Source organism: Vibrio sp. FF266 (assembly GCF_041439695.1).
In the GTDB taxonomy this organism is placed as follows: domain Bacteria; phylum Pseudomonadota; class Gammaproteobacteria; order Enterobacterales; family Vibrionaceae; genus Vibrio; species Vibrio tasmaniensis_A.
Genome location: NZ_JBGOOO010000052.1, coordinates 1 through 12527, shown reverse-complemented (window position 1 = coordinate 12527; position 12527 = coordinate 1). Strand labels below are relative to the sequence as shown.

Annotated in this window: 8 protein-coding genes and 1 pseudogene; 7 read left to right on the top strand and 2 right to left on the bottom strand. The window is 42.4% G+C overall.

Translation table 11 applies throughout. The annotated features are described in order from the left end of the window. Window positions 1-158 precede the first annotated feature (158 nt). The 7 genes and pseudogenes from ACED59_RS22325 (at window position 159) to ACED59_RS22295 (ending at window position 10392) form a co-directional block, all read left to right on the top strand. Window positions 159-4418, top strand: a complete 4260-nt coding sequence (locus tag ACED59_RS22325) for a CHASE domain-containing protein (protein WP_241820711.1) — start codon at window positions 159-161, stop codon at window positions 4416-4418. 9 nt (window positions 4419-4427) lie between these two features. Beyond that, the gene (locus ACED59_RS22320) at window positions 4428-5615 is read left to right on the top strand and encodes an EAL domain-containing protein (RefSeq protein ID WP_371705129.1); all 1188 of its coding nucleotides are present in this window, start codon (window positions 4428-4430) and stop codon (window positions 5613-5615) included. Between the two features lie 148 nt (window positions 5616-5763). Continuing rightward, window positions 5764-6999 (top strand): ABC transporter substrate-binding protein, encoded by a 1236-nt coding sequence (locus tag ACED59_RS22315; RefSeq protein ID WP_017097881.1) that lies wholly within the window; start codon window positions 5764-5766, stop codon window positions 6997-6999. Then, complete coding sequence (locus ACED59_RS22310; RefSeq protein WP_371695935.1) at window positions 6999-9029, top strand: ATP-binding protein; 2031 nt, start codon at window positions 6999-7001, stop codon at window positions 9027-9029. Before ACED59_RS22315 ends, ACED59_RS22310 begins: the two co-directional genes overlap by 1 nt. 474 nt (window positions 9030-9503) lie before the next feature. Continuing rightward, the gene (locus tag ACED59_RS22305; RefSeq protein ID WP_102258085.1) at window positions 9504-9899 is read left to right on the top strand and encodes a transposase; all 396 of its coding nucleotides are present in this window, start codon (window positions 9504-9506) and stop codon (window positions 9897-9899) included. A 6-nt stretch (window positions 9900-9905) separates the two neighbouring features. Beyond that, window positions 9906-10058, top strand: a pseudogene (locus ACED59_RS22300) (transposase); the annotation flags it as partial. Between the two features lie 10 nt (window positions 10059-10068). After that, window positions 10069-10392, top strand: a complete 324-nt coding sequence (locus tag ACED59_RS22295) for a hypothetical protein (RefSeq protein ID WP_240798311.1) — start codon at window positions 10069-10071, stop codon at window positions 10390-10392. A gap of 77 nt (window positions 10393-10469) precedes the next feature. Here ACED59_RS22295 and ACED59_RS22290 read toward each other — a convergent pair whose 3' ends face one another. Both ACED59_RS22290 and ACED59_RS22285 read right to left on the bottom strand, forming a co-directional pair. Further along, complete coding sequence (locus ACED59_RS22290; RefSeq protein ID WP_017096766.1) at window positions 10470-11855, bottom strand: GGDEF domain-containing protein; 1386 nt, start codon at window positions 11853-11855, stop codon at window positions 10470-10472. 242 nt (window positions 11856-12097) lie between these two features. Beyond that, window positions 12098-12460, bottom strand: a complete 363-nt coding sequence (locus ACED59_RS22285) for an H-NS family nucleoid-associated regulatory protein (RefSeq protein WP_371695936.1) — start codon at window positions 12458-12460, stop codon at window positions 12098-12100. Window positions 12461-12527 lie beyond the last annotated feature (67 nt).

Here is a 12527-nt window from a genome sequence, read left to right as displayed (position 1 = left end):
TAATTAGGTTCTAGTTTGTTCGTCCTTTTACTGGTTTCGTAAGAATTCGTGTCGTCAATCGTTGATTTGGAGTATGTATGACTGGGAAGCCTCGGGCCATAAAGCTATCTTTAAGTATATTAATATTGTCACTCAGTGCAACAATAGCGTGTTGGTCTATGGCACGAAATTATGTTGAACGCAATGCTGAAAGCCGTTTTACTAATTATACCCAAGACGTTAAAGCGTTGATTCAAAATCGCATGTTGAATTATCAACAGGCCCTCTCAGGGGGCGTTGCTCTATTTGCTGCTTCTGAACAGGTCGATCGTGAGGAGTGGGCGAATTATATCGATAAGTTAAATCTTGGCTTGCATTATCCTGGTATACAGGGGATTGGTGTTTCAATTCCTATTTCGGCGCGAGATAAAGAGGCGCATGTGCAGCAAGTTCGGGCGGAAGGTTTTCCTCAGTATGAGATTAAACCTAAGGGGGCGCGAGATGAATACACGGCCATTATCTATTTGGAGCCTTTTGATGCTCGCAACCGGCAGGCATTTGGCTTTGACATGTATTCTGAAGCCGTTCGGCGTCAGGCTATGTCTACGGCAAGAGATACAGGAAGAGCTGCTTTATCCGGTAGGGTTGAGTTAGTTCAGGAGATTACTGAGGATAAACAAGCTGGTTTTTTGCTTTATTTACCTATCTACAAAACGCTTTATTCCCCTGATACAGTTGAAGAGCGAAGGGAGGCCTTTGTTGGTTATGTTTACAGCCCATTCCGCGCAAGAGATCTCATGCAAGGTATCCTTCAATCTAACGTCTCAACGGTAAGCTTTCGGTTATATGATGGCGCAGAAGACACCCCTAATAGTTTGCTGTATGACGGGAATAGCGCCTTAAGTATTGTGGACGAGCAATTCATATCGACATTTCGACGCTCGGAGGTGATTAATGTTGCAGGTCGAGATTGGACGATCATCTATACTTCTACCCCCGTGTTTGAAGCCGGTCTCGATTTTTCGCTGCCTCGTATTGTTGCTGGAACTGGGGGGCTCTTAAGTATTCTGTTTTTTTTCCTTTTTCGGATGTTGATTGTTTCACATCAAACAACTGAAAAGCTGCATCATGAGGCCTCGGCGAGGAGAGAAGCCGAAGGATCCCTTAAGAGCCTAAACCAGGAGTTAGAAAATCGTGTTAATGAACGCACTCAAGAACTAAAGCGACAAGAAGAGCTCAATCGAATGCTTTTAGAGAGTTTGAGTGAAGGGGTGGTGGCTTGTGGCGCGGACGGAAATTTAACTTTATTTAACCGTACAGCAAGAGAGTGGCATGGATCTGACCCATTACAGATTCCCCCCGAACTCTGGAGTAATTATTACAATTTATATGAAGGTGACGGGCGAACACCGATGGCGAAAGAAAACATACCGTTGCTTAGAGCATTTAATGGTGAGCATATTCAAAATGATCTACTTTGCATAATCGCTAATGGTCAAAGTCCCCGCTTCGTCTTGGCCAGTGGAGCTCCGATTTGTGATCTCGATGGTAAGCGCCTAGGTGCTGTGGTTGCTATGCACGACGTAACTGAAAATAGGCGTCATGAACGTCGTTTCATTGATATTTTTGAGTTTGCACCTGATGCCATACTGATAATAGAGAGGGGGGGTTGTATTACTCAGGCCAACAGCCATTCTGAGGTTGTTTTTAATTGGGGGAAAGATGTACTTAAAGGCCAATTAATAGATCGATTTTTACCTGGTATTTATTCAAATATCAATAGCTCTTTCTTCGAGAATGAAGAATTGGGTGAAGGAGCTCGTGTTGAGCAACTCTCTACCATGGCTAGACGTAAAGGGGGGATTGATTTTCCGGTTGACATTAGTTTAAGCCCTGTTGAGTCGGAAAAGGGCTTGCAGGTGGCCGTCGCTATTCGGGATATTACCCAGCGTGTTCAGTCAGAGAGGAAAAATAAAGAAGCGATGGCTATGCTGAATGCCATTGAAGATGGGGCATTTATCTTTGATCCAGAAACGCTTCGCCACAGCTATGTTAATGAAGGTGCCGTTTGTCAACTTGGTTATTCCAGAGAAGAGTTGTTGGATCTTACTGCCGTTGATTTCAAAGTTGAGTTCGATGAAAACCGTTACCGGAAGTTGCTTGAACCCTTGTTAAATGGCGAACAGCAGGTTGTCCATATTTCTACTGTTCATAAACATAAAGATGGTCATCTCATTCCAGTCGAAGTCAATCTTCAGTACATTTTTCTACCTGGAGGGAAAAGGCGTTGTATTTCAATGGTTAGGGACGTAACCGAACGTCATCAGGCTTTACGACAACTTGAGGAGGCAACCAAGCAGCAAAAAGCGGCCAATTTTGTCATAGAGCAGGAGCGTAAAAAACTTGCCCAACGGGTGTCTGAACGCACAGCGTCATTACGGTCAACAAATGAAAAGCTAGAGCAAGCTCGAATTGAGGCGGAACAAGCAAGCCATGCTAAATCGGCTTTCTTGGCGGCAATGAGCCACGAAATACGGACGCCAATGAACGGGGTTATTGGTATGTTAGAGGTTTTGTCACACAGTCAGCTGGAGTGCCATCAAGTTGATGAAGTTAAAACTATTCATGACTCTGCGTTTGCCCTGCTGAGGCTCATCGATGATATTTTAGATTTCTCAAAAATTGAAGCTGGTAAGCTAGATCTTGAAAAATTTCCGGTATCTGTCGAAGAACTTATAGAAGGGGTATGCTCCTCGCTTGTCTCCGTTTCTGAGAAGCAAGAGGTTGACTTGCAATTATTTATTGCCCCGATTTTTCCAAGTTATATTTTGTCTGATCCAATCCGGTTGCGGCAAATTTTCTATAATTTAATTGGTAATGCAATTAAGTTTAGTGGTGGTCGTAAGGAAAAACGAGGAGACGTCTCAGTCCGCGTGAACATTGTTGATAATAAAATGGTTGTCAATATCGAGGATAACGGCATTGGAATATCGTCGGATGCCTTAGCTATGTTATTTACTTCTTTCTCTCAAGCGGAGTCATCCACAACGCGTCGTTTTGGGGGGTCTGGGTTAGGATTGGCGATCTCGAAGCGCTTAGTGGACTTAATGGGCGGAGATATTAAAGTAAACAGTCAGTTAGGAGAAGGCTCTACGTTCACAGTTAGCTTACCTTTGGCAATTTATCAGAAAGAGATCATACCACCTTTATCGTTACTCTCAGAGACAAAGTGTATCCTAGTTGAGAACTCAGTATTTGATACTGACGCTCTACGAGTTTACCTCGAGCATTCGGGTGCTAATGTTCAAGTTGTTAGCACCCATTCCGAAGCGTTACGTATTGCTGAGTTGCTTGAAGAGGTTGTCGTTATAATTATTGGTCCGCAAAAACATGTCCCGGAACTTACCATCGCTTTTCTGAAAACATTGAAAAGTTCACGAATTGAAAGTGGGTATATTAGGCACTTGTTGATGACTCGAGATCAGCCTCGGCCCCTGAAATTTGAATCCCCTGAATTTGTTGCTCTAAATTGTAACCTATTGCGGCGAAAAGAGTTTTTACAGTCTGTTTCAGTGGCTGCCGGAATTGTTTCGCCTGAAATAATACTTGATCAAGTGGGGGAAGAGTCTCTGCCGTTAACTGCGGCACCGAGTGTGGCACAAGCCCGTGCAGAAGGACGGTTAATCTTGGTTGCAGAGGATGATAGCATCAACCGAAAAGTCATCCTTAAACAGTTGAGTCTACTAGGTTATGCGGCAGAGGTTGCTGAGAACGGATTGGTGGCTTATCAACTTTGGCAAGAGGGAAGTTATGCGTTGCTATTAACGGATTTACATATGCCGGAAATGGATGGTTATGCATTAACGGAAGCGATACGAAAGGATAACTTGGAGAGGGCACAAAAACCTATCCTAGCTTTGACAGCCAACGCTTTGAGAGGTGAAAAGAGTCGAGCCAAGGCGGTAGGAATGAATGATTACCTTACAAAACCTGTCCAGCTTCATTTACTTAAAGAGGCTCTTGAAACATGGTTGCCCAACCAGAATGGAGTGCCTGAACTTGGATTACTTGAAGAGGAACAGCCTAGGGACTCTGAAATATTGACTGTCAGTAAGCTCGCTGAGCTTGTCGGAAATGAGCCAGCTGTTATGTGTGATTTTTTGACTGATTTTTTGAGTTTAATGACAAGACAGCAGGAACAGTTAAGAGCCGCTTCTTCCGCTAAGGATATTAGAGAAGTGAGCAGTATCGCTCATAAGCTCAAATCTTCATCTCGTTCAGTGGGCGCGATGAGATTAGGTGACTTGTGTGCCGAGCTTGAAAATGCTTGTACTATAGGTGATGTCGCAGTGGTGGAGTTGACCATGACTCTGTTAGATAAGTGTTTTGCAGAGACGGAAGAGGAAGTGATCTGCTACCTTGATAAAAAAATTATATAGGAGAAGTGTATGGCGATAATGTTGATTGACGATGAGCCGTTTTTAATGAAGTTGCTTGCTCATCAATTAAAGGATTTTGTGAATGAAAAGGTTGTTGTTCATCAATATGAACATGCTGTTGATGCTCTTCAAAAATTAGAAATGCATCCTGAAGAGGTAGAACTAATTTTTTGTGATCTGCAGATGCCAAAGATGGACGGAGTAGAGTTTGTCCGTCACTTGGGGCGTATAGGCTACCAGGGAGGTGTTATTTTGATGAGTGGTGAAGAACAAGCCATTCTAGACAGTGCTAAAAAGCTGGCAACCACTTATCAACTTAATATTTTTGGTTGTCTCCATAAGCCTTTTAGTCCCACTCAGTTAAAAGAAATTATTGAGCATCAGGCCGCTCATCTAGAGACGGAATGTTTTGATGACCTGAAAGAGTATTCTGAAGCTGATCTGCGTCGAGCTATTCAACAAGGTGAGCTAATCAATTACTACCAACCACAGGTCAGGCTTCGAGATGGTGAAATTGTCGGTGTAGAAGCTTTGGTACGTTGGCAACACCCTAAAGATGGCCTAGTGTTACCTGATAAATTTATCCCACTTGTTGAAGAGTATGGACTGATAGATGACTTGACGATGGTTGTCTTAGCTAATGCTCTGGAACAGAGCAAACGTTGGCAATCTGTGGGCGCAAAGCTTTGTATGTCAATCAATATTTCAATGGAAAGTCTGACGTCCTTGGAGTTTCCAGATAAGATTCAAAACATTGCACATGAGGCTAGAGTCCCATTGTCAAACTTAGTCTTGGAAGTAACGGAAAGCCGGCTGATGAATGATCGGCAGTTAGCGTTGGACATCCTGACACGACTGCGACTTAAAGGTGTTGCTTTATCTATTGATGACTTTGGGACGGGGTATTCCTCGTTGGCCCAGTTACGAGATATTCCATTCAGTGAGCTTAAGATCGACCGAAGTTTTGTGCATGGGGCCCATAAAAATAAGTCTTTACGCGTGATTTTTGAAGCCAGTTTCAAGATGGCCCAGCAATTAGGAATGCAGACCGTGGTTGAGGGAGTGGAAGATCTTGAGGATTGGGTGTATTTACGTAAGATAGGGTGTGATGTCGCACAGGGTTACTTTATTGCCAAGCCAATGTCTGAAAATCATTTATCTCGATGGTTAGATGAATGGGAAGGCGTCGAGAGCTAACCCTCAATTCAAGAGTAAATGGTGTCAATATTGAATCACTTATGCACCTCTGCCGTACTTTTCCTCCTAAATCATTTGCAAGTCTAAATATCTAGTCTAGAATTCAAATCATAAATAAAACAATAACTTATATTAAGGGGGCTACGGAATGAAAAAATGGCTTAAATCTACAGTCATCGGCTTATTTGTGGTTGGCTCTACGCCAGCTATAACAGCCCCTTCTGTTCTCAAAGTATATCTAGACTCGGATCGAACCGTGCATCTAGCCTCAGCGGAGGCAATAGAAATGGGTGTAAAAACGGCTTTTTCTCAGCATGGTAATCAACTTTTTGGCATTCCAGTAGAGTTCGAAGTACTTGACCATCGTGGGAATACGGCGCGAAGCAAGCTCAATATGCAGCGCTACCAGAAAGACCCTAATGGAATTGTTTTCTTCGCCGGGTTGCATTCTTCCCCCCTGATAAAATATCGCGATTATATCAATGAAAGTGAACTGTTGATTTTGGTGCCATGGGCTGCAGGCGGTCCTATAACTCGCTACCCGTCTGAGAAGAATTTCGTATTTCGCCTCTCTGTTGACGACACAAAAGTTGGGGGGAAACTGGTCTCAACAGCAATCAATAATGGTTGCCAATCTGTTGACTTATTATTAGAAAAAACGCCTTGGGGTAAGTCTAATTACAAAACGATTTTCCAATCAGTAGCCGACCACAGCACACACTTAAAAGCTCGGGTTACTTGGTTTAATTGGGGAATTGACGAGGCTCTGGCTCGTGTGATAGCCGCCGATCTTAATCGAACCGGCGTTGAATGTGTCCTGTTTGTAGGGAATTCACGAGAAGGCCCCTTATTAGTCAAAGCTCTCTCTGATCTTGAACAACCACCAAAAATTTTCAGTCATTGGGGGATCACCGGAGGTGGTTTCTCTCAGCGAGTTTCATTTGATGCTCGCCAGAGAACTGCCTTAAGCTTTGTTCAATCTTGTTTTAATTTTTATAGCTCTCCGGAGAACGATCTATCGAAGGAGGTATACCGCCAAGCTACGGCGCTATTCCCTGATAAGTTTACAAATGATTTTATTGACGCCCCAGCTGGCTTTGTGCATGGCTATGATCTGGCTAAAGTATTTATTCAAGCCGCACAAAGTATCACCCTCACCGATGATATGGTGAATAATCGACAGCTACTTAAGCTGGCGTTGGAGCAGATGGACACACCGGTTCAAGGTTTGCTAAAGACGTATGAACAACCATTTAGCGTTTATGACGTGGCACATCCTGATGCTCATGAGGCGCTAGGAGCCGATGATTTGTGCATGGCGAGGTACACTCAAGTGGGAGCCATCAAGCTGTTAGATTCAGCTAAGATTAATAAGGCAGATTAATGATCTATAAAACTCGACCAAAACTCAGTGGTATTCAGCTTTACGGTGTATTTTTGTTTATCTCGATGGTTGTGTTCGCTCTTATCACTTATGGACTTTTAGAGCAGCAAGCTCAGCAATCAATAAGAAACCTGGAGAAAATCAATACCTCAATTAAACTAAGTACGGCAGAGAGTTATATTAGCCAATCCCTGAATAATACCGAAAATTTAGCGATGAAAATTGCCTCACATCAAGTGGTGATTTCTACCGCTTTAGGGGGGGGTGCTACACCACAAGAGATTAGTGATAGACTAGCAATCGTGAAACCAGTGACGGGTAAGCACTATATTGTGATCTTGGATATTCTTGGTGACCCAATTTATCAAGAGTTAACCTTACCGGATGAACTGTTCGCTCAACTGCACACTAAGATTGAACAAGGAGATCTATCGAGTGTGTTTAGGGTATTTACCTTTCAAGATGATAGTAATAACTTAATGGTTGCTCTTCCAATACTGTACAACGGTTTTCTAGAAGGTTTACTTGTGTATGTGAAGCCATTTGATATTGACGCCTTTTTATCACCGTTGAGGTTCTCCGAACAATATCAAGTAAGTTTAATTCAAAGCGATAATAGTTGGGGTATGCCTCCCCCAATTGATTGGACGCAACATACAACATACCTCCCTAGATACGACTTGGATTTAGTTTACAGTATTAACCCTGCTATCTATCAAAACAATCGTAACCAATTTATCCGTTCACTCATCATTGCGTTATCGATAGCTGGTGCGTTGACATATATATTGGTCTATTTTACAGGTAAAAAGCTCCTCATATCTCCTTATCAGTCACTAGAAAAGTCTGAGCGCCGATTAAAAAAAGTAGCCATTGAAGCCCAAACCGCAAGTGTCGCTAAATCACAATTTATAGCCTCTATTAGTCATGAGTTGAGAACCCCTATGAACGGGGTTTTGGGGGCAGCTCAACTGCTGACACAGTGTAAAAATAAAGATGAGCGTCATGAGCTTGAACAAACCTTGCTCTCTTCCGGGCACCATATGATCTCAATTCTCAACGATATACTAGATTTTTCTAAAATTGAGGTTGGTAAGCTGACGCTTAATCTTTCTGAATTTAAACTGGCTGACCTACACAATAAAATTGAAAATAGTTATCGACCCTTATGCTTAGATAAAGGTATAACGTTTGAAGGAACGGCCTATTCTGAAACATCAATACACCTAGTTGCCGATGAGACCCGGTTAGCACAGATAGCTCTTAATCTTCTCAATAATGCGTGGAAGTTTACTCAAAAAGGGGAGATCCATTTTTCTACCCGGCTCACGCAAATGAATAACAACGATTATCTAGAAATTAAGGTGTCTGATACGGGAATTGGTATCCCCGCAGAGAAACAAGCAACGATATTTGACCCATTCACTCAGGGCGATGGGAAAACTACGCGTAAATTTGGCGGGACTGGACTTGGCTTAACTATTATTTCCAAGCTCGTAGATACTATGCATGGCACGCTTAACTTGGAAAGTAAAGTAGGTGTAGGGACACGCTTTATCATTTGCGTGCCTGTCAAAGTTGTATCACAGCCTAGAGAGCAAATAAATGAACCAATGAAGTTATTTAATGGCGAAGGGCTGAAAGCTTTGATTGTTGAAGACAATCGTGTAAATAGCATCATCCTATCTAAATTCCTAAAGAAAAGAGGTTTTAAGTGTGATATTGCCCTTGACGGACAAAAAGGTTTTGAGCAAGCGAGCAGAACCTTTTATGACGTAATCATGATGGATAACCATATGCCTATTATGGATGGTACTGAGGCTACGAAACGTATTAAGGCTTTATCTTCACCCTATAGTGATAGCATCGTCATCGCTTGTACCGCTGATGCCTTCGAGGAAAACCTAACTAAAATGCGTGAGGTTGGCTGCGCAGAAATCATCACAAAACCAGTCAATGAGGGGGTGTTAGATTCGGTCTTTAATCAATATCTGTCAAACCAAGCTGTAGAAAAGGCCAACAGTCCATAAATTAATCTGCATGACTAGCTTTGGGCACAGAGAGAAATGTTAGGTATAAAAAGCATAGTTTTCATATTCAGTTTGGTTGTGTAACAGTAATCTTATGCTCCGGGCGTTTTTGCGGGGAGGTCACTATTGCCCAGCTCTTTCTAAAATTCCTCGACACCATTGTCTCAGTTTTTTTCCAAAAAGATTGACAATCGCTGTTCTAACGCCATGAGCTTATAGTGTACATACTTGTCGCCGAGTTTGGTTATCCGGCTTAACTTAGGCCTTTACTCGTGAAACATTATTTCGGAACCAAGCAAATAAACCGCAGTTTTTATTAAATAGAGAACCTTTTGCTTTTGGAAGCGAGTGTCATTGTAGCGGTTTGGCAGCTAATTCCTTAATTCTTCATGACTCGTTGAATATTGGCAGCGCTAAACACATACGCTTGAGCGGGTAGCTTGCTATGAGTAAGTATATAACCAATGTGGTTCAATGGAACTAAATCAAGAACCTACGATCTGGTCAGCTACATCCACTCTCTCTCGCAGCCCTATTCCTAAACCTCTTTACAAAACAACCAACTGGAAGCAATACAACCAATCACTCATTAACCGTGGTTCTCTGACCTTTTGGTTTGATGAAGAGGCGATAAGCGGTTGGGCGCAAAGCAAACAGAATAAGCGCGGGAGACCACGTCGGTTCAGTGATTTGGCTATCACGACAGCACTCATGGTGAAACGCGTGTTTTCTATGCCACTGAGAGCGCTACAAGGATTTGTCGACTCGCTATTTAGATTTCCATGTTCCATTAAGTTGTCCACATTACACCTGCATCAGCGTAGAGCTAAGCAAGTTGGGGTCTCATTTAAGGAGCAATACAGCACCTAGCCACTGATGTTACTGGCCTTAAGGTTTATGGCGAAAGCACATATTGCAGTCGATACAAGCACTCATGAAATTATTGCAGCCGAGCTAAGTTTATCGACGGTTACAGATGGAGAAGTCCTCCCTAACTTACTGAAACAAACACGCCGAAGCCTCCTTGAGGTGTCTGGTGATGGCGCTCACGACACGAGAGCGTGGCACGCAGCTATTAAGATTAAGCGAGTCAGAAGGAACAACCTTCTGGGAGCGTGGTCACCCCCAAAATCTCGCCGTGGGTTGCCAGAAGTTATACGGCTCACATAAGTATTGGAAAGAGCGGTATGGATACCACAGACGTTCACTGTCAGAAACAGCGATGTATCGAGTTAAACAGTTGCTAGGAGGGCGATTGAGCTTAAGAAATTACAATGCGCAGGTGGGTGAAACTTACGCGATGATAAAAGCGTTGAACAAGCTTACTGGGTTAGGTATGCCTGAAACTTGTCGTATTGACTAAAAAGCATGCGAAACGGGGTAGCTCTATCTCTAAATTTAATTACGCAACAAAACCGCTCTTAGGATTTCTCGATGCCGCTAAAAATTGTCATAAGTTTTGCGTTCACTCTTATCGTGAGCGAGACATATTCTATTTCGCCCCTGTTTCTTTGCTTCATATAAAGCATTATCCGCTAGCTTAATCACCTCTTTGACTGTCTCCGCTTGTGAGAGGCTAGCGCATCCTATAGAGATGGTCACTTGCTGATCTGATTCGTATTCTAGGGGGGCTGTGAGGTTTTGTTCACTCACCAATATTCTTAAGTTATCAGCGATCTTGCTGGCGATTTCAAGATCTGTTTGAAGAAGTAAAATAGTGAATTCCTCTCCACCATAACGACAAACTAGATCAGAAGAGCGTGTATTGTTTTTCAGAACATTAGCGACGAGCTGCAAAACTTTGTCCCCTAGTAAGTGCCCATAGGTATCATTGAATTGCTTAAAAAAATCAATATCTATTAATAGTAAACTATTTATTTCCTGGTTCAGGTTTTGTTGCTCAAATACTGCTTGGATTTTTTGATCGAACTCTGATCGGTTATACAATCCAGTTAACCGGTCAGTAATTGCGGATTTATGGAGTTGTTTTTCAAGGAGGCGTCTACGTTTATCGAATTGCTCATAAGTAATACCACTAGCCAGCATTGTAAAGGTGATATACGTACAGACCACCACTACATAGATAGCAAAACCGCTGGTTTCATCATCCAAAATATAAGTGGTGAGAAAGCCGCCAGCTAGGCAAAATAACAACCCAAAGATTAACTGCGTACGCGCTATTTTCGCTCCTAAAGTAGGTAATAAGAGTGTTTTAAGTGCGCCTCGGTGGGCTGTGAGACCAAAAATTGATATGGTTAAAAAGAACCCTAATATAGTGGTGACCGGAGACATCTGGCCATAAAATGAATCAATACCATAAGCGTAACCAACGGCTGAGACAAATGGGAGGAAAATAGCGGTAATGGCAAAAATTTGTATTAGATACCAAGGACGTCTATTTAAGAGGAAAAAAATGGCTATGACAGCAAAAAGTTGCATTACTGATGTATTAAACCCCATCTCGATGGGAGACTCTGCGTGAAGTGGGGTATCAAAAAAGATGAAATAACTTAGAACAGGGTCAATTAAATTAATTCCAGTACTTTGTTGATAGAAACGAATGACAAGTATGAAAAAAGCAAGGCTTACGAGGCTTCTGGTTATCTTCAGACTCTTTTTCCGCCAAATACAGGCGCAAGAAAGAAGTAAAAAGATAAAAGCAGTTATAGGATGCGTAGCTGCCCCATGGCTTGTTGGTCGATAGAGCCATTTAATATCAAAAAGATAGGAAGCTAAAATGAGAACAGACAAAGCTGCAATCACCTTGCAGAAAACTTGGCTGTAAAAAAGAGTGAGTGAAGTGAGTGCTCGTTTTTTTTTTGCCATTTATATATCGCCTTCATTGGGTGTCTTAGGACTTAACTTTTATAGATAATGATTCAATCTAGGAGATTTTTCCCAAATACTGCGTTTAATATTATCATTAATAAGGATGGGGATCCCGCCTTCGGTTTCAGGCCTATCGAACTAACTTAAACAAGGCTTCTGTTTCGTTTCTATATGAATATTGATCTTGTTGTTAACAACAAGATCAAATCTTCCTACTGCAGGAGGGGGGAAAGAAGCGACTATTTCGCGATCAAGAAATCATCAAGTGATTTACCAGCATCAAGCTGTTCTTGAATTATGGAAGGGGTGCGACTTTGACCAGTCCATGTTTGTGCTCTGCCGTTCCCGTCGGTGTATCTATATTTAGCAGGGCGAGGCTTACGTTTACCTTTTGTGTTCTTTTTTGATTTTCCTGATAGAGCTTCTATGAGAGCTTCAACATCAACCTTGATGTGATTTACGATTTCAGCGAATTTTGTTTCTTGGCGTTTAAGAAAGACGGTCGTTAACTTCTTAAGTGCTTCTTCAAGTTCCTCAAGTGTTAATTCACGAGAGAACGCCCGAAGCGAGCGGATATTAAGGGCTTTTTTGCGTAATTCAATGGAACTAAATCAAGAACCTACGATCTGATCAGCTACGTCCACTCTCTCGTAGCCCTATTCCTAAACC

Bases quoted from the DNA above. Each gene is read 5' to 3' on its own strand.
- ACED59_RS22295 (WP_240798311.1), top strand. From the start codon at position 10,069: ATGGCGCTCACGACACGAGAGCGTGGCACGCAGCTATTAAGATTAAGC.
- ACED59_RS22310 (WP_371695935.1), top strand. From the start codon at position 6,999: ATGATCTATAAAACTCGACCAAAACTCAGTGGTATTCAGCTTTACGGT.
- ACED59_RS22325 (WP_241820711.1), top strand. From the start codon at position 159: ATGGCACGAAATTATGTTGAACGCAATGCTGAAAGCCGTTTTACTAAT.
- ACED59_RS22290 (WP_017096766.1), bottom strand. From the start codon at position 11,855: ATGGCAAAAAAAAAACGAGCACTCACTTCACTCACTCTTTTTTACAGC.
- ACED59_RS22305 (WP_102258085.1), top strand. From the start codon at position 9,504: ATGGAACTAAATCAAGAACCTACGATCTGGTCAGCTACATCCACTCTC.
- ACED59_RS22315 (WP_017097881.1), top strand. From the start codon at position 5,764: ATGAAAAAATGGCTTAAATCTACAGTCATCGGCTTATTTGTGGTTGGC.
- ACED59_RS22320 (WP_371705129.1), top strand. From the start codon at position 4,428: ATGGCGATAATGTTGATTGACGATGAGCCGTTTTTAATGAAGTTGCTT.